General features: G+C 62.4%; 10 protein-coding genes. 5 read left to right on the top strand and 5 right to left on the bottom strand.

Annotated elements, in window-relative coordinates; translation table 11 throughout:
* Positions 1-23: 23 nt before the first annotated feature.
* The 5 genes from AB6809_RS31205 to AB6809_RS31185 are packed head-to-tail and all read right to left on the bottom strand — an operon-like array spanning position 24 to position 12,115.
* The gene (locus tag AB6809_RS31205) at positions 24-938 is read right to left on the bottom strand and encodes a UDP-3-O-acyl N-acetylglycosamine deacetylase (RefSeq protein WP_371027995.1); all 915 of its coding nucleotides are present in this window, start codon (positions 936-938) and stop codon (positions 24-26) included.
* A complete protein-coding gene (locus AB6809_RS31200) occupies positions 938-8,596 on the bottom strand; it encodes an SDR family NAD(P)-dependent oxidoreductase (RefSeq protein ID WP_371027994.1) in 7,659 nt (2,552 codons plus the stop codon). Before AB6809_RS31200 ends, AB6809_RS31205 begins: the two co-directional genes overlap by 1 nt.
* 2 nt (positions 8,597-8,598) lie before the next feature.
* Positions 8,599-10,128, bottom strand: coding sequence for an LTA synthase family protein (locus AB6809_RS31195; RefSeq protein WP_371027993.1), 1,530 nt, complete (start codon positions 10,126-10,128; stop codon positions 8,599-8,601).
* Positions 10,129-10,914 (bottom strand): SDR family NAD(P)-dependent oxidoreductase, encoded by a 786-nt coding sequence (locus AB6809_RS31190; RefSeq protein ID WP_371028017.1) that lies wholly within the window; start codon positions 10,912-10,914, stop codon positions 10,129-10,131. It abuts the gene before it with no gap.
* Positions 10,907-12,115, bottom strand: a complete 1,209-nt coding sequence (locus AB6809_RS31185) for a capsule biosynthesis protein (protein ID WP_371027992.1) — start codon at positions 12,113-12,115, stop codon at positions 10,907-10,909. The genes AB6809_RS31190 and AB6809_RS31185 overlap by 8 nt, the downstream gene beginning before the upstream one ends.
* Before the next feature lie 458 nt (positions 12,116-12,573).
* On the opposite strand from AB6809_RS31185, the gene AB6809_RS31180 reads away from it, so the two are divergent.
* From AB6809_RS31180 to AB6809_RS31160, 5 genes are all read left to right on the top strand, one after another.
* Entirely contained in the window at positions 12,574-13,728 is a 1,155-nt protein-coding gene (locus tag AB6809_RS31180) for a hypothetical protein (RefSeq protein ID WP_371027991.1), read from the top strand.
* Between the two features lie 3 nt (positions 13,729-13,731).
* On the top strand, positions 13,732-14,526 hold the full coding sequence (locus tag AB6809_RS31175) for an ABC transporter permease (protein WP_371027990.1): 795 nt from the start codon (positions 13,732-13,734) through the stop codon (positions 14,524-14,526).
* Entirely contained in the window at positions 14,526-15,191 is a 666-nt protein-coding gene (locus AB6809_RS31170; RefSeq protein ID WP_371027989.1) for an ABC transporter ATP-binding protein, read from the top strand. The genes AB6809_RS31175 and AB6809_RS31170 overlap by 1 nt, the downstream gene beginning before the upstream one ends.
* 142 nt (positions 15,192-15,333) lie before the next feature.
* Positions 15,334-20,268 carry a glycosyltransferase gene (locus tag AB6809_RS31165; protein WP_371027988.1) on the top strand — a complete coding sequence of 1,645 codons (4,935 nt, stop codon included), beginning with the start codon at positions 15,334-15,336 and terminating at the stop codon, positions 20,266-20,268.
* A 95-nt stretch (positions 20,269-20,363) separates the two neighbouring features.
* Positions 20,364-22,148 carry an FkbM family methyltransferase gene (locus AB6809_RS31160; RefSeq protein ID WP_371027987.1) on the top strand — a complete coding sequence of 595 codons (1,785 nt, stop codon included), beginning with the start codon at positions 20,364-20,366 and terminating at the stop codon, positions 22,146-22,148.
* The last annotated feature ends 10 nt before the right edge of the window (positions 22,149-22,158 follow it).

Below are 22,158 nucleotides of genomic sequence, written 5' to 3'. Positions count from 1 at the left end.
ACGTGCCTGTCTGATAGTGATGGTCAGGCAGTGAATTCAGCCCATTCCCACGCATCGCGCGTGGCGAGCAGCTCGGCAACCAGCCGGTAGTTCATTTCGTGACTCGGCCGCAACGCGCACACGCGTCCGATCAGCGGCGAGCCGGCCATCGCCATGTCGCCAACCAGATCGAGCACGCGGTGCCGCACGAACTCGTCAGGCACGCGCATGCCGCCCACCACGCGATTGCCGACAATCGCCGCGGTGCACGACAGCCGCGCACCGCGCAGAATTGGCATGCCACGCACGTAGCCAGCGAGAATCGCGGGGATCGCCCACTTGACGCGTCCGTATGAACGCGACGGCGCGATCGCGTCGGCGAAACTCGCGGGCGTCAGCACGCCGTCCCAGCGCAACACGCCGAATCCCTTCAGATCGTTGCGCACGGTCATTTCGTAAACGCGGGACGGTTCGATCGAGATGCTGCGCTCGTCGCGCGTGCCCTCGCCGTCGGCGATCTTGACCGGACGCAGCACGCGAATGAAGCGCTTGGCGTCCGGCAACTCCACACGCCCGCAAGCGCGGATCGCGTCGATCCACGGCCGCGCGCTGCCGTCGAGAATCGGCACTTCTTCGGCATCCAGCTCGACAGTCGCGCGATCGATTTCGCAAGTCAGCAACGACGCTAGCAGATGCTCGATCGTGCGCACACGCACCCCGCCGGAGGCCTCGAGCATCGTGCAGAGCGGCTGACCCCGGCGCAACGCCGGGCTCACCGGCAGTTCGGCCAGCACGCGACCGTCCTGGATGCGCCGGAACACGATGCCGCGCGCACTGCCCGCGTTGCCCGGCAGAATGCTCACATTCACGCGTCGGCCGGTATGCAGACCGTGACCGCTCAACGCCAACGGCCGTCCGAGCGTGCCTTCACGGTGGCTCCAACCGGCGGGCGGGCGCATCACACGAGCTCCGCCGCCGCGTTTGGCGCAGACGCGGGCGCTGCCTCATGCGTCTGTCCCGACAACGCATCGGCGACATCGGCGAGCGCATGCGCGCCGACATCGAGCGCATGTTGCGCGGCGACCGCAGCCACTTGCGCCGCGACGCCATTTGGCTCCGCCGCGTCGTCCTGTGTCTGGATCGATTCGACGATCCGCTGCGCCAGCGAACGCACCGTCGCGCCTTCAGCCATCGTCATGATCGACAGCTTGACCTGGAAGCTCTCTTCGACGGCCATGCCGAGCTCCATGCCCATCAGCGAATCCATGCCCATGTCGAGAATTGAGCGACCGGTTTCGATTTTTTCCGGCGACATGTGCAGGATGCGCGCGATCTGCGCCTGCACGGTCTCCTGGACGAGACGCAGCGCCTCCGCGAACGGCAGGCTCAAGATCTGGTCACGCGTCTGCGCACCGCCCTGCCGGGCCGGTTCGTGATTGCCGCGCGCATGCAGTTCGGTGTAGCGGCGCGCACGGGCGGCCGGCATGCCGAGCGAGAGCGCCTGCCAATCGAGCCGCACCACCGCCTCGCCCGCGTTCATATTGAGGAGCGCACGTTCGAGCGCGGCCAGCGCTTCGGCCGATGAGATCGACAGGCCGCCGATGCGCGCCTGCAGCGCTTCACGCGTCCCAGCGTTGCGCGCGAGAAAACCGACATCGTCCAGCGGCCCCCACGCCATGTAGGTGCCCGGCAAACCGGCAGCGCGGCGCTGCGCAATCAACGCTTCGAGGAAGCTGTTGGCCGCCACATAGCTCGACTGCCCCGGATTGCCGAGGAAGGTCGTCGCCGACGAATACACCACGAAGAAGTCCAGCCGCGCATCACGGGTGGCGCGATGCAGATTCCACGCGCCGGCCAGTTTCGGCGCGAGCACCGCGGCGAAACGCTCGTCGTCGAGATTGCGCACGAGGCCATCGTCAATCACCATCGCCGAATGGAGCACACCCTTGAGTGGCGTGCCACGCGCGGCGATATCGGAGAGCAATGCGTCGAGCGCGGCTGCATCGGTGACGTCGCAGGCTGCCGCGTGCACCTGTGTGCCGTTTTCTTCGCGCCAATGCGCAGCCTCTGCGGCGAACTCCGGTGCAAGCACGCCTGAACGGCTTGCCAGCGTCAGATTTCGAGCTCCGCGCGACATCATCCAGCGCGCAGTGGCAAAACCGAGCCCGCCAGTCCCGCCGATGATCAGATACGCCGCTGCCGGATCGAGTTGCAGCGTTTCAGCGCCGGCGCTCGCACGCGACGGACTTGGCGTGCCTGCCGGATACGTCACGAGGATCTTGCCGATCTGACGCGCCTGCTGCATGTGACGGAATGCTTCCTCGACCCGTTCGGCCGGGAAAGCGCGATACGGCAACGGATGCAGCACGCCGTCCGCGAATAGCTGCATGACCTCCTGGAACAGGCGCGCGGTCAGATCCGGCAATGCGCTCATCAACTGGTCGGCGTCGATGCCGAAATAGCTGATGTTGTTGCGGAACGGCCGCAAGCCGATGCGGCTGTTCTCGTAAAAGTCACGCTTGCCGAGCTCGAGGAAACGGCCGAACGGCCGCAGCGTGTCGATGCTGCGCACCATCGCTTCGCCGGCCAGCGAATTGAGCACGATATCGACGCCCGCACCCTGCGTGCGTTCCCGGATTTCGTCGGCGAACGCAAGGCTGCGCGAATCGAACACGTGATCGGCGCCGAGCAAACGAACGAATTCACGCTTCTCGCGGCTGCCCGCCGTTGCAAACACCTCCGCACCCAAGTGACGCGCAAGCTGGATCGCCGCGATCCCCACTCCGCCCGCCGCGCCATGCACGAGCACGCGCTCGCCGCGGCGCAGTCGCGCCAACTCGCACAGTGCATAGTACGCCGTGAAGAACGTGGTCGGCACCGTGGCTGCCTCTTCGAACGTGAGACGTTCGGGCTTGTGGGCGATGGCCTCGGCCTTCGTGCGCACAAGGCTCGCGAAGGACGCTGGTGCGAAACCGAGTACCGCATCGCCCGGCGCGAAACGCCGCACGTCCCGGCCGACGCGCGCGACGCGCCCCGACAGTTCCATGCCGATCGTCGCGCCGGCAAACCCGTTTTCGACCGCTTCGTCGGACAGGAGGCCCATCGCATACATCACGTCACGGAAATTCAGGCCAGTTGCGACGGGTTCGATTTCAACTTCATTGGCCGAGAGTTCGCGTTGCGGCAGCGCGAACCATTCAAGGTTGCGCAACGAGCCGGGCGATGCAAAACCGAGCACCGCCGCTTCGTTCCGTGGACATACCGGCGTAGCCGATTCGCTGCGCAATGCCGCGCTCGCCGCAGGCAGCATGCGCAGTACGTAGCGGCCTTGTGAGGTGAGCAACACTTCTTCCTCGCCGTCGGACGCGAGCAGCTCGCGCGCCAATTCGGCATCTGCATCGCGGCAGGCCGGCGATACGTCGATCAAACGACACGACAGCTCCGGATGCTCGTTGGCCAGCACCCGGCCAAGCCCCCACATCGCGGCTTGCTCGGGACGCAGCGCTACGGCATCTGCGAACGGTGTGACGACTGGCGCACCACCCCGCGTGACGATCCACAATTGCGGCTGCATGACTTCTGCCACCGCCACAAGATCGCGCACGAGTTGCGCGAGTGCAAGCGAGGTCTGCTGCTGGGAGTGCATTACGTCCGCGCCATCCGCATCGGCGGACAGGGTTTGATCCGGCGCGATGAATACCACGTGATGCGGGCGCCCCGCCGGCGCGGCCAGTTTGCTCATGTCATGGCGCAACACCTTCAGCGTGCTGCTCGACGTCGTGTGGCCGGCTGCCTGCAAGGCAGCAGCCAGGGTGTCGTCGGCCCCGGTTTCCGCTGCGTACAGCAAGGACCAATGCGCAGGCGGCGGCGTCTGCGCTCCAGTCTCGTTGCCAGCAGAAGCGCCCGTAAGCGGCTCGCGAGCAACAATCAGCGTTGGTGCGCCTTCGAGATCCAGACCCTGCTCCGTATGCCGTGTGACCTGATCGAAACCCGCTTCTTCAAGGTGTTTCGCCAACGCTACCGGCGACAGCCATGCCGCACGGCGCGCGTTGGCATGCGCGGCATCCGCGTCGAGATCGAACACGATATCGGCGAAGCGGCTATTACGAGGCTCCGCGATCACGACCAGCGCGCCTGGCGCAAGCCAGCCGCGCAGCGCGGCGAGCAGCGCACGCGGCTCAGTCTGCGCGGCCAGAACATGGCTTGCCACGACAATGTCGTAACGCTCGCCGGCCTCGATGCCGGACAGGCGCGGTGCATCACCGAACTCGATGTTCGCGATCCGGACGGACGGATGCTCGCTCGCGTCAAAGCCGCTCAGCTGCTCATGCGTGCCTGCAATCGTATAGTCGCAGCGTGGCACCGGCATGTGCATCGCGAGTGGCTGCAACACGTCGCTCGAAGGCGAATCGAGTTCGAGCACGCGCAACCGGCGCGGTTCGCTCCACCTTTCGATGGCGCGATGCAGACAAGCGCCGGTCAGCGCATTGACGTGCGCCCATGTCGGCGACGCTTCGAAGAAATGCTCGACCAAGCTGCTGCGCGACGGCGGCAGGATCTGCGCGCCGCTCACCTCGCCGCGCAAAACAGCCGGCAGCGCCGCGCCGCAATGCGCGAGCAAGGTCAGTTCGGCCACGTGCGCGGGCGACTGCGCGAGCAGGTCGCGCCAAAGTTCGTCGATGCCCGGCAGGTTTGCGCAAGCCACGGCGTCGCGCACCAAACGCGTTCCGTCACGCTGCGCCAAACCGTCTTCAACGACGATCTGCACGAGACGCGTCAGCAGTGCCGGATGCGCACAGTCCGGCAGCGACGGTTCGGCAAATGCGTTTATCGCATCGAGTGCGTTCAATGCGTAGCCACTGGCGAGCACGTCGAGCAGCGGCAGCATTTCAGTCAGATGCGCCTGTCTGCGCGGCTGATCTTCCTGCGCAGCCAACGCCGCGGCGGCATTTTCCAGCAACGCGGCCGGCTTGGGCAACATGCGTGCGTCCAGGTCGGCCGCAAGGGGCTTAGCCTCGGCGATATAGGCGTAACGTGCAGGCGCATGATGCCGGCGCCCCATCAGATCGACGCGACGGAAGCGGCATGCGCCGAGCCGTGCGACGATCGCGCCGTGCGCGTCGGCGAACTCGAACGATGCCACGACCGAATGCGGACTGCGTCGTTCGATCCGGGCGAGAACGTAGCGGATCGCATCGCCACGCAGATAGTCAATGCGTCCGATTTGCACCGGCACATACGCTGCGTGCTCGGTCTCAGCCGGACGCGCCGATGCGATCAGGGCGAACAGCGGGTGGAACCCGCTGTCCATCAAGGCCGGATGGAGCACATAGGCGCTCAGTTCCGTTTTGTTTTGTGCGAGTACGGCGGGGATATCCAATTCCGCTAGCGCCATGTCGGTGTTAGCGTCGACGTGCACCGCGCGCACCCATTGGAATGCCGGACCGTAACTCAAGCCGATCGCGGCGGTGCTCGCATACAACGTTGCGCCGGCCAAAGGCGGTTGCGCGAACAGATCGGTGAGCGTGGTGGCTGGCAGTCCGCTGGGAGCGCCTTCCGTACTCAGCGCGCAGCCACTCGCCAGCAGGCGGCCGGTGACGTTCAGCGACCACGCTTCGTCGGACATGCGATCGCGCGTCTCGATCGTGAAGCTTGCGGTGTGCACATCAACAGTGAAGCGGAACAGTTTCGAATGCTGCGGCTGGAACACCACCGGCAGACGAATCTCGACGTTCTCGACGGCGCAGCTATCAGTGCCGAAATGCACACGTGCAGCCGCAAGCGCCATCTCGACGTAGCCCGCGCCCGGGAATGCCACTCCGCCATCGACCACGTGGTCGGCGAGCATCGGAAGGCCGGCCGGATCCAGCTGGTTTTCCCACGCGAGCGCGTGTTCGCGCAGACGGTAACCGAGCAACGGATGTTCGCGGCGGCGATTCACCAGGTTGTAGGCTTCCGCGGTCGGGCCAAGCCAATAGCGTTCGTGCTGCCACGGATAGGACGGCAGTGCCACGCGTGCGCCCATCGGCGCAAAGCGTTCGACGTCGACACGCGCGCCATTTGCGAGCATCGCGTAGATCGCGTGGTGCAGCATCTGCGCGCTGTCGTTGTTACGCTTGAGCGTCGGCAGCGAGCGGCCGATGATGCGGGCGTCGTCGAGCGTCTGCGTCACATAGGTGCGCAGAATCGAATGCGGGCCGACCTCCAGGAACAGGCGCACGCCCGTCTGGGCGACATGAGCGACAGCATCGCCGAACCGCACCGGCTCGCGGATATTGCGCCACCAGTAGCGCGCGTCGAGTTCGGTGCCGGCAAGTCCGGCGCCAGTGACCGTCGAGAAGAAGCTGCGCGCTGCGGCGTTCGGGACGAGATGGGCGAGCCCATGAAGCACGGTCGGCTCGATCGGATCCATCTGACGACTGTGGAACGCGTAGTCGAGTTCCAGCATCTGGAAGAAACGGCCGCTTTCCTTCACCGCTGCTTCGAGAATCTGCAACGCTGGAAGCGGGCCGGCCAGCGTGACCGCCTGTGGACTGTTCGCGCCCGCAATTTCCACCGCGCCGTCCACGCCGACTTGCGCCATCAGCGCGCGCATCGCGGCTTCGCCGAGACCGGCGGCGGCCATCCTGCCCATGCCGCGCGTGCTTGCCTGAGCTCGGCTGCGGATCTTGATCACGTGTACGGCCTGCTTCAGCGTCAACGCGCCAGCAGCCCATGCCGCGGCGACCTCGCCGACGCTGTGGCCGAGGCACACGTCATAGCCGATGCCGCGTGCCTCAATGACCCGAACCACGCCGACCTGAAGCGCGAACAGCAATGGCTGCGCATGCTCGGTAGATTCCAGCCGTTCAGCGCTCACCCCGTCGCGCAACATCTCGACCAGCGACGGACTGCCGTCCGCGCGCCACAGCGCGTCGAGTTCGTCGAGCGCTGCACGGAATACCGGCTCCTGCTCGAGCAATTGCTTGCCCATGCCCGCCCACTGCGAGCCGTTACCAGAGAAAACGAGTGCGAGACGCGTGTCGTCGCCGGGCGCCTCGCCTTGCACGAGCGCCGGCTCCGTTTGCTCCGGTGTCGGCGCGGCAAGCGCGGCGAGTGTCGCGCGCGCTTCGGATTCCGTCGAAGGCGTGACGATCGCGCGGTGCTTCAGCCACTGGCGACGATGCGCTGCGTTCGATGCGAGCGTGGCCCACGGCGTGCCATTATCGAGCATCGACAGATAGCGCGCGGCGAGCGCCGGCAAAGCGGCCTGCGTGCGGGTCGACAGGATCAGCGGCGGGAGCGTCGTGTCAACTGATTCGACGTGTTCTTCTGCCATTGCCTGCGCCGGCGCTTCGCGCAATACGATATGCGCGTTCGTGCCGCCGAAACCGAACGAATTGACGCCGATCACCAACGGTTCCGCGCCGCTGTCGAGCGGCGTCAGACGGTCCACCACGCGCAACCGGCCGCCGACGAAATTGATCGCCGGATTGGGCGTTTCGAAATGCAGCGTCTTCGGCACAGCACGATGCTTCAGGCACAGAATCGCTTTCAGGAGGCCGGCCATACCGGAGGCGGTTTCGAGGTGGCCCACGTTCGTTTTCACTGAGCCGATCAACAGTGGCCGGTCAACAGGCCGGCCCGCCGATGCGACTTCCATCAACGCACGCGCTTCAATCGGATCGCCGACCGCCGTGCCCGTTCCGTGCGCTTCGACATACACCAACGAGCGCGGATCGACACCTGCGCGTTCGTAGACCGTGCGCAGCAATGCCGCTTGCGTGGCCGCGCCCGGCACACTGATACCGCCTTGTGAGTAGCCGTCCGAGTTGACGCCCGAGCCGGCGATCACCGCGTGGATCGTGTCACCGTCGGCCAGCGCTCGCTCGAGCGTTTTAAGCATCACCAGCGCACCGCCTTCCGAGCGGACGTAGCCGTCGCCGCTGGCGTCGAACGCGCGGCAGCGTCCGCGTGGCGAGAGCATCGACGCTTTCGAGAACGTCACGAAGCCAAATGGATGCAGCAACAGATTGACGCCGCCTGCGAGCGCCATCTCGGCATCGCCGGATTGCAGCGCCTGACACGCCTGATGCAAAGCGACCAGCGACGACGAGCACGCGGTATCCACCGAAACGCTCGGCCCCCGCAGGTCGAACAGATACGACAGACGGTTCGATGCGATGCTGAGCGTGTTGCCGGTCGCTGAGTACGGATCGACCGTGTTCAGGTCGTCGACGAAACGGTTGCCGTAATCCGGACTCGCCACGCCCACATAGACCGCGCAATTACTGCCTTGCATGTCGCGCGGACGCACGCCCGCATCTTCGAAGGTTTCCCATGCGAGTTCAAGCAGCAGGCGCTGCTGCGGATCCATCTGCTGTGCTTCGCGTGGCGAAATACCGAAGAACGCTGCATCGAAACCGGCGACATCGTCCAGAACACCGGCCGAGAATGTGTAGCTCTTGCCTGCTTCCCGTTTGGACGGGTGCTGGTAAAATTCCGTGCCGAAACGGTCGGCCGGGATTTGCGTCACCGCATCTTTTTCGTCGCGCAGCAGCGCCCAGAAATCTTCGGGGCCCTGGACATGGCCGGGGAAGCGACAGGCCATCCCCACAATAGCTATCTGTTTGGTCATCGTTATGTTGTTGCGTGCAGCGTGCGCGCCGGCGTTTCGCTCGGCACGGTCTGTTCAAGTGTTCGAACGAGCGCGAGCCCCAGTTGTTCGGCACTGAGGTCTTTGCGCATAGCAGGCGCGTCGCCGTAATTGCGCCAGATTATGTAATCACTGCGCGCCGGTTCGTAATCGAGTTCGACAAACACGTGCTGCAATGCAGGAACGTGATCGCCGTAAAAACACAGCACTGTGTCGCGATGCCGCGCGCGCAGCGCGGCGAGCAGCCGGTCCAGCATTGCGTCGGCGTTGGCGAGGTGACGCAGATAGGCAGTGAGGTCGCGCCAGCGCGCGTCATCGCCAAGCGCGTGGAACGCAGCGGCCTCGCCTGCTTTGACGGATTCCAGATGTAAGGGGCCGTGATTTTCCATCGTCATCGAGAAGATGAACGCGGGTTGGTTGCGCGGCTCGTCCAGCGCGGCGATGATCGAGTCCGCAACGGCGAGATCGGACACATATGGGCCCGCGCGCGGCGCGTCGGCGAACGCAGCGATATCGATGAAGCGGTCGATTTGCAGATGTTTGAAGGCGCGCTTTCGGCCGAAGAAATCCGCGTAATACGGGTGGATCGCCAACGTTTGGTAGCCGCCGTCTTTGAACCACGATGCCAGCGAAGCGCACGCGCGCCGCATGAATGCGTACGGATAGAAGCGCGCGTAGCCAAGCTGGTTTTGAGCGACGCCGGTCAGCACGGCGAACTCAGTGCGCATCGTATTGGCGCCCCACGCAGGGACCGTCAGATCGCCGTACTGGACCGACTCGCGGCGCGCATTGTCGAAGTGCTTCAGGATCGAACGATCTATTGACGCGGCCAGACGCCGCGCGTCAAAAAACGACTCGCTCTGGATCAGGATCACATCAGGCGCGGTTTGCGGCGCGCCGCTCGTGAACGGACCGGCCGCCAAGGCATTGTGTAATTGACCCGCAGTGGCCGGCTTCATGCCGTTCAGTAGGTACGCGACGAAGACGGCGAAGAAACCATGACGCTTCTGATCGTCGACGGGGTTCAGCGTGAGCGGCAAGCGGGCGGCGAATATATATGCGGCGGCGAGGCAGGCGCCGGCAGCGATCACGAACTCCCCAACAGGTTTTTGAGCAAGGGGCTTGTCCGCGATGAAACCGCCGATCACTACCGCGATGCCAATGACAATCCCAACCACCGTGCCGATGCTGAGAAACGGCAAGTAGAGCCGCGGATGCGCGAAAAGCTGGCTAAAAAGACTCAGATCGGTGAAAACCAACGGCTCTTGCAGCGATGCGTGCTTAGCGTTGCTCACGCCGGCCAGCAGCGCCACCAGCGCGATCGTGACAAAGGTGGAAAAGCTGACGCGCCCCGTGAGCAGCAGCACGCACAAACAGATGAACACGATAGCGGCGATGTGCAATGCCAAGGCGAGCGGCGAGCGGCGTAACCACGCGCGCGGCAGCGCGAGCGCTTCAGGCAGAAGCGCGAGGGCGGCAGCGGCCACAAAGTTCAGCGCCAGCGTCGCTTCCAATCAGCGCTCCTCGCGCGGCAGGTAAGACAGGCCGTCGAGAACCGCATCGGCCATTACCGCAGGCAACAGAGGTAGAAGGCGCATGCCGAAAGCAAGTAAGCTGGGGAAAGCGATTTCCGCGCGACCGGCTTTCAGCTTGCGCTGGATATACTGCGCGGCTCGGTCCGCCGACCAGAGGAACGGTTTGTCGCCGGGGAAGACGTCGCTCATTGCCGTTTTTACGAAACCCGGCAAGACTATCGACATGCGGATGCCGTCGCGCGACAGGATCGGGCGGACTGAGTCGCCGTAGGCTTTGATGGCCGCCTTACTCGCGCAGTACGCCGGTGAGATTGCCATGCCGCGCAATGCGGCGAGCGAACTGATGAGCGCTATCTGGCCGTTTTTACGTGGGCGCATGCGGCTGATGACGGGAAGGACCGCGTGCAACGCGCCGTAGAAGTTGGTGTCGAAAATGGCGACTGTGCGCTCCAGTTCTTCCCAGTCTTGCGCAGAAGCGAGCGTGCTGGCGACGCCGGCGTTGGCAATTAGAAGATCAATTGAATGCGTGTCGTCGAACTGATGCAGCCAGGCTTGCGTGGCGACAGCATCGCGGAGATCGATCTGGCCAATTTCTACCTTTGCGCCTTTCGCGCGGCAGGCTTGTGCTGATGCTTCGAGTCTTTCCTTGTCGCGGCCAATAAGACCGAGCACTACGCCGGGCGCTGCGTATGACAGCGCAAGCGAGCGACCAAGCCCCGCGCTCGCGCCGGTGATCACGATATGGCGCGTAGTGGCTTTAGGCATAGGCTGCCGCCTCGAGGCGCTGCACTGCGCCAGCTGTCGCCATGGCAATGCCCGTGCGCGTGTAGAAGTCGCCATTGATCTGCGTATGGTGGACGACGTAGTCGAGGAAGGCCTTGTAGAGATGCATGTCCGGCCGCTCGCCGTGCCGCCAGAAATCGTCGAGCGAGCCTTGCCACGTCAACCCCGGCATGCTGTAGATCGCCGTGCCGAGCGCGATCAGCGGACGACGGTGATGCAGCGCCGACAAACCGACCGTACTGTTGACCACCACTGCACCGCCCGCGTGATCGAGGAGCGTCGGGAGGTGACCCGCGTCGATGAAACGCAGACGCTCAGCAATGCCGAGTTCGCGCGCCAGTTGCTCCGCGTGACGACGATAGTCGATCAGGCCGGTGTCTAGGGGATGGTTTTTGATGACGAGCCAGGTCGCGGCAGGCGCATGGCGTGCGAATGAAGTCAGCACCTTTGCGATCGCGTCACGTACGCTGTCGAACGGCGAATGGACGACGATCTGCGCATCCGAATTCAACTGCAGCGGAAAGATGTAATACGCATGACCTGCATCGAGCAGATCGCGAGTGACCTTGTCGGCATCGCAATGGTGCTGACGCTGACGCAATGCACGGGCAGCGAGGCCTGAGTATTCGAAGAAGCCGTTTCTCGGGCGATGGCTGCGGTAATGCGGAAAGCGAGAGGCGAAAAGCGTGTTGGCGCTGCGATAGCGGATGTCGTGAAACGCGCGTTCGTAGAGGTTATAGCCGGTGGGCTGCCCTGCTGGGCTTGCCGGCGTAAAACGGCGATGATGGATATACCAGCCGGGGTCCCGCGGTAATTGCGAGCGTCCATTTACGCCGTGCTTTTCCAGCGTAAGCCAATGCGGGCGGACGTAACCTTCTTCGAAAACGTGGACGCGCAAGCCATTAGCTTCCGCAACTGGATGCATATGACGGTGAATTTCGCGGCAGTCGCCGAACATTATTACGTCGGTAAAACCGCCAGCTTTCACTCGATTGACATACCAATCCGTTAATTCGCTTGACTTATTCCGGAAATTCCACGAATCGCCACTACCCGCGTAGGCCAGATCGCCACCGCAGTAATTAACTCGACGTACAGCATGGCCGCGCTCGCGCAGTGCGATGGCAAGGCGGCTAAAGAACGGTGAAGCCGTACCTTGCAAGGCGAGAAAGGAGCGGTGCATGTAAGAACGTCGTATAGCGGCCAGAGGTTCGCCGACGGGACACGCACAGATGCTTCCCTTCCCCGCTGACCTCGATATCGTTTGAATAGCTGTTGCTGGTCCTTCGCAAGGGTCGAAGAATACAACATTACGAGCGCAAAGAATAAAAACTGTTAGAAAAATTATGAAATGTTGCGAAAGCTCTCAGTGCTGGATGGCGCTATACATATCGGGGGGCTATAATCGGCCGCCGCCATACTCTGCTTGACCGCCCTCTTGCGTGATTTCCGCAAGGGGAATGCAGCGCCCAGTTGCCGCATTCCTTACAGGTAAAGCGATAGCGTAAGAACTCGTATCGGCACACGTACAACTTTTGCGTCGACCCTTGGCCACCAGATTCTGCGGGCATTTCCGCACTTTCCTTTGACGCACGTGGAGCATCAAGGGAATCGAAAGAATTATTCAGTTTGGATAAGACGTTGGAAACTGTATCTAGCAACAACGCGGCACTGCCGCCGTCGGGGAACAAGAATGGTCTGGTCGAGCGTCTCAAGGGAGTCAATCGGCTCTTTGCGTTGACTGTCGTGGTGCCGACCGCGATTGCCGTGGCGTATTTCGGGCTGATTGCGTCGGATGTGTATGTTTCTGAGTCACGCTTCGTGGTGCGCAGTGCGCAACGGCAGAGCCAGACCAGCGTGGTGGGTGCGATACTCCAGGGCACCGGGCTCTCGCGCGCGCAAGACGATACATATCCCGTGATCGATTACATTCAGTCGCGGGATGCGCTCAAGGAATTGAACCAGGACGACTATATTGCCGAAGCGTACGGCAATCATGGCGATTTCTTGAGCCATTTTTCACGGAGTTTCGACAACAGTTTAGAAGCGCTCTGGAAGTACTACAACAAGCACATTGTCTCCGTCGCGCTCGACCCGACATCCGGCATCACCACGTTGCAGGTCCGTGCATACACGGCGCGCGATTCAGAGCGCATCAATGCGCAACTGCTCGCCATCAGCGAACAGCTCATCAATCGCATGAACCAGCGCGCCGCGAGCGACACGGTGCAGTTCGCGCAGCACGAGGTCGACCTCGCCGCCGAGAAAGCCAAGGACGCCGCTGCAGCGCTCGCCGGATATCGGAATCTCTATACGGTGTTCGATCCCGAACGACAGTCGGCGCTTCAACTGCAGCAGGTCACTGGCCTACAAACGCAGATGTTCGCGGCGCAAAATCAGTTGATGCAACTGCTCTCGATTTCGCCGGAAAACCCGCAAGTTCCCGTGCTCAGGAACAACATCGAGACGCTGCAGAAGCAGATCCAAGCCGCCACCGGCGATGTTGCAGGGAGTAAGGGTTCGCTGTCGCAGAAGGCCGCGGCGTATGCGCGTCTGCAACTAGATGCACAATTCGCCGACAAGCAGCTGGGTTCCGCCATGGCGGCCCTCGAAAGCGCGCGCGGCGAAGCGGAGCGCAAGCAGCTATACCTCGAGCGCCTCGTTCAGCCCAATACGCCCGACATCGCGATTGAGCCGAAGCGTCTGCGCGCCATCGCCACCACGTTCGTCATCGGACTTGTTGCGTGGGCTTCGCTGAGCTTGCTGATCGCGAGCGTTCGAGAGCACAGGGACTGACGCATGTTGACGAGTGAGACGCCGCTCGCGCGAGCCGTCAGGATTCAGGTTCGCGTGGTGTTCGCGCTTATCATGCGTGAGATCATTACGCGTTACGGGCGACACAATATTGGCTTTGCATGGCTGTTCGGGGAGCCGCTGCTGTTCACGGCTGGCATCGCGACGCTCTGGAACCTCCTGAACGAGGGAGGTCACGGGCACGATCTCAACGTCACGGCGTTCGCCGTCACGAGCTATTCGACGGTCCTTCTGTGGCGCAACACAATCGGCCGCTGCACGCTCGCCGTTGAGCCCAACGCCGCGCTGCTGTTTCACCGGAACGTGCGAATTATCGATCTCTTCTACGCACGCATCGCGCTGGAAGTGATCGGCACGACGTTTTCGATGCTCGTGATCATCAGCACCTGCGTTCTGCTCGGCCTGATCGATCCGCCCGCCGATGTGCTCGATATGGCCGCGGGCTGGATGCTCCTGACATGGTATTCGGCGTCGCTCGGCCTGCTGATCGGCGCACTCACCGAATACAGCGAACTGGTCGAGCGACTCTGGCATCCAATTTCCTATTTCCAGCTTCCCGTGTCAGGAGCATTCGTCATGGCGAGCTGGCTGCCGGAAAATCTGCGCGACATCATGCTGCTGTTTCCCGCGCCCAATTGCGTCGAACTCTTCCGTCACGGCTACTTCGGCCAACATGTGCAGACATACTACGACGTGCCGTACACGATGATAGTCTGCGCGGTCCTGAGCTGGCTTGCGCTCGCCGCCGTGCGGGACGTTTCCATTCGGGTGAGGCGCTAATGCTGAGTCTGCGGGACGTCTCCAAGCGCTATCACACCCGCAACGGCAAGCGGATCATCCTCGACAACGTCAATCTGACCCTCGGACGATCCGAACGGGTCGGCATACTCGGCCGCAACGGCGCAGGCAAATCCACGCTGATCCGTCTAATGAGCGGCTCAGAGCAGCCGACTTCCGGCACGCTGACGCGTGGCATGAGCGTCTCGTGGCCACTCGCGTTTTCTGGCGGTTTCCAGGGCAGCCTCACGGGACTCGACAACCTGCGCTTCGCGTGCCGCATCTACGGCGCGTCTTACACCAAGGCCGTGCCATTCGTCGAAGACTTCACGGAACTCGGAACGTATTTACGCGAGCCAGTGAAGGCGTATTCCAGCGGCATGCTGGCGCGGCTCGCATTCGCCGTATCGATGGCGATCGACTTCGACTGCTTTTTGATCGATGAGGTCATCGCGGTCGGCGACGCACGCTTTCGCGCCAAATGCCACGAAGAGCTTTTCGTCAAACGCCGCGATCGCGCGATGATCATGGTCTCGCACGATCCGCACAACATCCGCGAGCATTGCACCCGGGCGTGCGTCCTCGAAAAAGGTGTGCTTCGCGAATTCCTCGATGTGGAATCAGCATTCGACTTCTATCACGCCATCACTGGCCAGACGGAGCGTTGAATTTGAGCGACCCCACAGGCTGTGCGATCGATCGTCTCGACACGCGATCTTGATTGCACCAACAAACAAAAAAATCGAATTAGCAGCATGAATCGCGGCCGCGGCCGGATCCGCTGACGCAACAAGTTCCAAGGACCACAGCATGAGTCAAACAGAGGCCACCAGGCATTTCGCGGCGGAGTGCGCCGCAGGCAACGACGAAGCAGCATTGAAAGCGCTCGTCAACGATTTGATCGAGGATGCGCGTGCGCGCGGCGATGCCGGCAACATCATCGATATCTGCAAGGAATATTTGAAGAACGGCAGCTGCCGCATCGCGCGTCTCATTCTCGACATCGCCAAAGACTCGTTCATGAATGATGCGATCGTTTATGAGCTGCTCGCGCGCGCCAATCATTTCTGCGGCGAACACGCCGGCGAGGCCCGAGCATGGCAGCGCGCCGCGGAATTAACCCAGCGCATCGAATTCAAGGTGTGCGAAGGCCTCGCATGGCTCCATGCGGGCGATCACGCTCGTGCGCGTAACATTCTCGAGAGCATTCGCGACAACGAACGCTTCGACATCGCTGCGGGTATCGCGGAATGCGCTTTCCGCCAGCACGATCTGCGAGCCGCCTACAGGCACTGGACGCACGCGGCATCGCTCGATCCGGACAACACTAACGCGGCGCTGCAGCGCGCGAATATCCTCATCGAACTAGGCGATACGCGCACCGCTAGCGAGATTCTCAGCGTTGCCCGCGAGCGCTGGCCGGCGTCGGCGTTGGTGGCTGAAACCCGCGCTCGCCTGCTCAAGACGCTCAGCGACTATCCAGAGGCGCTGGAAGAGATCCAGCGCGCAATCAGCCTGGACAGGCAAATGGAAAGTGTAGCGCTGACGCACGCGGGCATTCTCATCGCGCTAAAGCGTCCGGACGATGCCTGCCGCGTGTTGCGTGACGCGCTCGCCCGGCGTCCACACGATGTCAACACGCTTGCGACACTCGCCGAATGCGAAGAAGCCGCAGGCCGGCTCTCGATCGCGCTCGCGACGTGGCGCGGACTCGTGCACTTCCAGCCCAATTTTGTGCGCGGGCATATCGCCATTGCGCGGCTCGAGAATCGTGACAAGTCACCGCAAGCGTTGCGTGAAGCCTTGTTTGCGGTCGCCGAAGTATATCCGCACGAGCCGGAACCGCTGGTCGCGGTCGCCGACCTCGCGCTCGCCGCACGCCAAAAGCAGGAAGCGGAAAGCTTCTGGACGCGCGTCCTCAGGCTGGCACCGGGCCGCAAGCAATACTGGATCCGCTGCGCGGCTGCGCTGCGTGAGTTCGGCGAGCGTCAGAAAGCTGAAGATATCGTATGGCAGGCGCTCGATCACTTCCCGGATGACCGCGAGCTGCTCGAGGACGCGCTGAGTCTCAGCACCGGTCTGGAAAACCAGGCGAAGGCCGTCGCCGCCGGCACACGTCTGACCGCGCTGCTGCGCGCCGGAATCGCGCCCGACAACGTCCCGCCGCCCGACATGCGCACGCCGGTCTTCGCGGCTTATACAAGCCTCGTCTGGCTACATTTCAACGTCAGTGACTTCGAGAACGTGCGCAGCGTCAGCGCGGCGATGTCCGAGCTCTGGCCGAACAGCGCCTTCCATCTCGAAATCCACGCAATGATGGCGCTGCGCGAGCGCAACTGGACACAGGCGCTCGACTTTGCGCGAACCTACTCGTTCCTATTTCCGAACTACCCGCGCGGCATTGAGCTTGAATACGAAGCGCTGCTCGGCGCCGGACAATACGCCGCGGCCGCCGATGCCCTCGCGCGCGACGATCTCGCCGCACGCTTCCCGGAATGCGCCACGCGCTTCTCCGCGTGGCGCAACGCAGCGCGCAACATGGTCGCCCCGGCGCCGGCCACCGAGACGCGACTCGTGCTCGACGTGACCAGTCTCGCGACCGTCGTGGCTGCTTCGGCATCTCCGGGCGGCATTGAACGCACGATCGTCGAAGTCGCGCTTGAGCTATATGAAAACTGGTGCGGCAATCTCACGCTCGTCAACTGGAAAGGCGTACCGGTGGAAGTGAAGCCAGCCGATTTCGAATCGGCCATCTTCCCGACGAGCTTCGGCGACAAGGACGCCACCCGCCTCAACCCATTCGTGCGACGCGAACTCACGCCTGGGGAGCGCGTCTTCAAGCCGGGGCCGCAGGACGTCGTCGTTATTCTCGGTTCGGCTTGGCATTACGATGCGAACAACGCGATCCTCAAGGCATACAAGCAAGCCGGCTCGCGCGTGGCGGTGTACATCCACGATCTGCTGCAACTCTATTACCCCGCGCTCGTGAGCGAGAAGTGGGCGACCATTTTCAAGAAATGGATTGGCACGGCACTGGATCATTCCGACCTGGTGATGGTCAACTCGCTTCATTCGGGCAAGGAAATCACGCAGTTCTGCGGCGAGACCGGACGCGCGGCCATCGAATCCATCAAGGTCGAGCTCGGCGATGACTACCGCTGCCTGCCGCGCAAGCATCGTGTCGCGGAAAGCACCGTCTCGTCGATCCTTCGTCTGTCGAAGGGCGCGGGCTATGCGTTGTTCGTCTCCGCTATCGGCAAGCGCAAAAATCACGGCTTCTTGGTGCGCGCCTGGGATCGCCTGCGCAAGACCATCGGCAAAGACTGCCCGACGCTCGTGCTAGTCGGTGCAGCCGGTGACGGCATGGCAGCTCTGGAAGCCGAACTTAAGGCCACGAATCACGCCGGCGGCAAGGTCATGGTTTTGCACAACGTCGACGACGCGAGCCTCGATCAGCTTTACCGTAATTGCCTGTTCACCGTGTTCCCGAGTCTTTGTGAAGGATGGGGTCTGCCGATCGCAGAAGCCCTGTCGCATGGCAAAGTGTGTCTTGCATCCAGCGAGACGTCGATGCCCGAAGTCGGCGGCGACTCGGCCGATTACTTCTCGCCCACCGACGAAGACGCGTTCGTACGCATTGCCCGCAGCTATATCTGCGATGCCGAAAAGCGCGCGCAGCGTGAAACGCAGATCAGGAGCCGCTATCACCAGCGCGCCTGGCGCGACACCACGGCGAACATCGTCTCGCTGATCGAGAACCGCTTGCTCAGCGGCCACGGCAGCCTCATGACGCGTGTCGAGCGCGACACCACGGCGCAGGGTGTCATTCAAGTATGCGCCAGCTACGGGCGCCAGTGCGGCATCGCAAGCTATACGACGCACGTTGCCGCCGCCATGCGCGAGCAAGGGCGCGACACGGTCATCGTTCGTGGTATCGACGAATGTGAGCCTTATCTCGCGACGGGTCGTTACCGGTACGTTTTGATCCAGCATGAGTACGGTCTCTACGACAACTTCAATCCCAATCTCGCGGGTCCGGACTCTACAGGCGATCTGGTCGAACGACTGGAAGACTACGCGGAACGCTTCCCGGGCGTGCGCTCGGCGGTCGTCATGCACACCATCGACATGAACAAGCCGGAACTGCGCGACCGCAGCCTCGTTCTGTTCAACTCGAACGTGAGCGTGATCACGCTGAGCAGCGCGGCAGCGCGCCATACGAAGGCCATGTTCGTCGAGCACGGCATTCACTGGGACGTCCGTCAGAAAGCGCCGGCCGCGCAGGGGCAAACGCGCACCGACGGCATCGGCGCGCTGACGGTCTCGTCGTTCGGCTTCCTGTCGCCGCACAAGCGCATCGACCGCATTCTGCAGGCGTGCGCTGATACGGGTTCCAGCCTTGTCGCCAACTTCGCGTGCGAGTCGGAAGAGCTGATCCGGCGTGCACGCGCGCTAGTCGAGGACATTGGCGTGACGGGCAAGGTCACCTTCGATTTCCAGACTGATGCCGAAATTTTTGAGACGCTACGTGCGGGCGATGTCATCTACTTCCCGCAAGGTGCGATCTCCTACTGGGCGACCACGGGTTCCGCGCGCGTGGCAATGACGGCCGAGCGCCCTGTAGTGACTTCGCCAGAAGACCAATTCGAGGACATGGCGGACGGCGTCGTCTTCGCAACCGATGCCGGCCTACCCGATCTGCTGCGCCGCCTCGCCAATCCGGCGTACTACGCGCAGGTTGCCGAGCGCCTCGCTGCCTTCCGTGACAACAACACCATCTCCAACGTCTATCGCGATGCGCTCGCGCGGCTCGACCAATCGTCGAGCCGCACCACGCCGGCGGGTTCTGCGATCGCGGTGCACGATCTGCTTGACATGCCCGCGCGCGCCGCATGCACGGCAATGTACTCGGCAGCGTTCGGGCGCCAGCCCGCGCCGGACGAGCTGGCCGACTTCGAAAGCGCAGCCGCCGGCGACAAGCGCCAGATCGTAACGAAGATCGCCGCGATCGCCGCGAGCGGCCTCGCGCAAGGTCACTCAATCGATCTGGATATGACGCGCTTCGATGCGGATCCGGTTCCCACCGTGCTCGACGAAATCGATGGCGATCGTGTGGTCAGCGCCGTGCATCTCCTTCTGCTGGATCAGGACGCGTTCGTTCGCGAAGCGATGCTCGCGCTCGCCAAACGCGCGCCCTCAGACAGCGAAGCCACCGCATTCCAGCGCGTACTCGATGCCGCATCGCAAGGCGATGTCGCCACACGCATGAACGTGCTGCGGAACATCGTCTCGTTGGCCAACGAGACGCGCGTTTTCCGCAGCGCGGCAGGTGATCTTCGCGTGCATCTGTATCTGCGCCCGGCCGTGCCGGGAGCGGTTCAGCATGCGCGTCGCGTTTATCGACTCTCGATGCTCTGCGCGTTCGATGCTCACTACCTCGCGCTTTCGGTCTATCGCGCGCTGCTCAAACGCGAACCGACCCTCCACGAGCATCTCGAACTGGCCGCGCTCAATCGTACCGCCGCACTCGAACGGGCGCGCGAAATCGCGCGCGGCGCGGCGGGCATTCGCCTGATCGACGACGTGTCGAATGCGCAAGCGTGGGCACTGCGCATCGACGCAATTACCGCACAGACGCGCAGTATCGGCGACGAGAACGCGAGTGAACTGACCGGTGACAACTTGGCGCTGCTCCAGGCGCGCCGTCTGTCGCGCGCGTTCCCCCACTTTATGCTTCCCGCCTAAGCTGGTGCATCGCGCGTCAGCACGCACCGCCGCAACGGCTGCCGCGGTGCGCGCCACCTCACCTGACCGAAACATACAGAAACGCCTTGAAGTCCATGAAGCTTATCCTGCACATCGGCACGGAAAAGACTGGTAGCTCATCCATCCAGCTCACACTGGCGAATCAGCGCGAGCTCTTGGCCGAACGAGGACTCTGGTATCCGGCGAGTCTGGGTCCCGATGCGCACAGGAAGATGTCGCTTTACGGACGCGATTACCAGAACGCCGTCAAAGACGACCGGTTGCTGCGTTATGGTGGGACTTCGCCCGAGGACTTCGCGGCGCTGGAAGCGACCATCGAAGGGGAACTGGAAAAAGAAGTCGCGCTCGCACGCCTCAGGAATTGCAGCCACTTCATGATGAGCTGCGAGTATTTCAGTAGTCTGTATGCGAATGAGCGAGAGACGACCAAGCTAGCGCAACTTTGTCGCCGTTTCTTCGATGACATCGCGGTGTTGTGCTTTATCCGCCCACAAGTCGACGTTCTGATTTCACGACTCTCGACGCTCGCATGCGACGGTATCGTCATCACGGAATCAACCATCACGGATCTCGCGCGGGAAAAGCAGTATTTCGATTTCGACGCCATGCTGGAACGATGGGCTGCCGCCTTCGGACGTGAATCGATCGTTCCGGTTTCATACAAGCGGCAAAAGGATGTACTCGCCTATCTCCGTCAAGAAACCGGCATCGATATTCCAGCGGTAGGGCTCGAACGCGTCAATCAATCTATCGACGTCGAAGCCATCGGGGTACTCAATGCGGCGCGCGTCGACGGTCCCACGCTCGTCTCCGTCGGGAGATATCTGAAGGATTTCGGCGCACGCAGCAAGTTGACACTTTCACCAGAACATCACGCATCCGTCCAAAGCATCTTCGATGCGAGTAACGATGCTCTTCTGCGCAAATGGCCATCGCTCACGGCGGACGATCTGGCGGTCAGTTCTCCGCAAACGGGCGGGAGCAACTCGCATCTGCTGGAATCAGCAGCGCCGTTCGCCGAACAGCTCAAGTATGTATTTCAGAGGTTTCAGACCGATACGGGCGGCACACAAACGAGCTATCGCTATATCCGCTCGAAGGACGTAACGCTCGCAGTGCCGACCGAACACTTCGCCGAACGATATCTGCAGGGCGGCGGTCTGTTCCGGCCTCTTGTGGTTCCGTTCTTCGAAGATCTAGTCAAGGAAGGTCAGACCGTCATCGATGTCGGCGCAAATGTTGGATTTTTCAGTCTCGTCGCGGCACAACGCGTCGGCAGCACGGGCAAGGTGGTCAGTATCGATCCGAGCGCGAGGGCCATTGCGGGTCTGTTACGCGCGACGCAAGTCAACGGCGTGCGAAACGTGACGACTGTGATCGCCGCGGCCTACGACACATGCTGTACGTTGATGATCGCGCATAACCAGGCATCGACGAATTGCGTGGTGCGACGCCTGCCAGAAGGTGGGTTCGACACAATCGCGCCGGAAAGGCTGGTAAGCGCAATCACCATCGATCAGACCGTTCACGATCTCAAACGTTGCGATGTCATCCGCATCGCCGTCGGTGGCAATGAGTTACCGGCGTTGCGCGGCGCCACGAACGTACTCAAACAATTCAGGCCAACAGTCATTTCCGAATATTCGCCGGATTATCAATCCGATGTTCATGGCAACAGCGCGCTCGAATTTTGGGAGTTGTTCGCTGATCTCGGATATCGATGCAGCGTCATCGTTGCGGACGGAAAGGTCGATGCCATTCCGAACATCAACAGTCTGTTGGAGCGCTATGCGCGCGCCAGGCAAGCTTGCGAGGGCGCGACGCACCTCGACCTTTGCTTTGAACATCCCAAACCTTAAAATGGTATCG

This window comes from Paraburkholderia sp. RCC_158 (assembly GCF_041355255.1).
In the GTDB taxonomy this organism is placed as follows: domain Bacteria; phylum Pseudomonadota; class Gammaproteobacteria; order Burkholderiales; family Burkholderiaceae; genus Paraburkholderia; species Paraburkholderia graminis.
Note: the sequence above shows the minus strand (reverse complement) of the source record. Positions and strands in the feature narration are given on the sequence as shown.

What these genes read in the sequence shown, in the direction of transcription:
- AB6809_RS31205 (WP_371027995.1), bottom strand. Translation starts at nt 938, where the DNA reads ATGCGCCCGCCCGCCGGTTGGAGCCACCGTGAAGGCACGCTCGGACGG.
- AB6809_RS31200 (WP_371027994.1), bottom strand. Translation starts at nt 8,596, where the DNA reads ATGACCAAACAGATAGCTATTGTGGGGATGGCCTGTCGCTTCCCCGGC.
- AB6809_RS31190 (WP_371028017.1), bottom strand. Translation starts at nt 10,914, where the DNA reads ATGCCTAAAGCCACTACGCGCCATATCGTGATCACCGGCGCGAGCGCG.
- AB6809_RS31185 (WP_371027992.1), bottom strand. Translation starts at nt 12,115, where the DNA reads ATGCACCGCTCCTTTCTCGCCTTGCAAGGTACGGCTTCACCGTTCTTT.
- AB6809_RS31175 (WP_371027990.1), top strand. Translation starts at nt 13,732, where the DNA reads ATGTTGACGAGTGAGACGCCGCTCGCGCGAGCCGTCAGGATTCAGGTT.
- AB6809_RS31170 (WP_371027989.1), top strand. Translation starts at nt 14,526, where the DNA reads ATGCTGAGTCTGCGGGACGTCTCCAAGCGCTATCACACCCGCAACGGC.
- AB6809_RS31165 (WP_371027988.1), top strand. Translation starts at nt 15,334, where the DNA reads ATGAGTCAAACAGAGGCCACCAGGCATTTCGCGGCGGAGTGCGCCGCA.
- AB6809_RS31160 (WP_371027987.1), top strand. Translation starts at nt 20,364, where the DNA reads ATGAAGCTTATCCTGCACATCGGCACGGAAAAGACTGGTAGCTCATCC.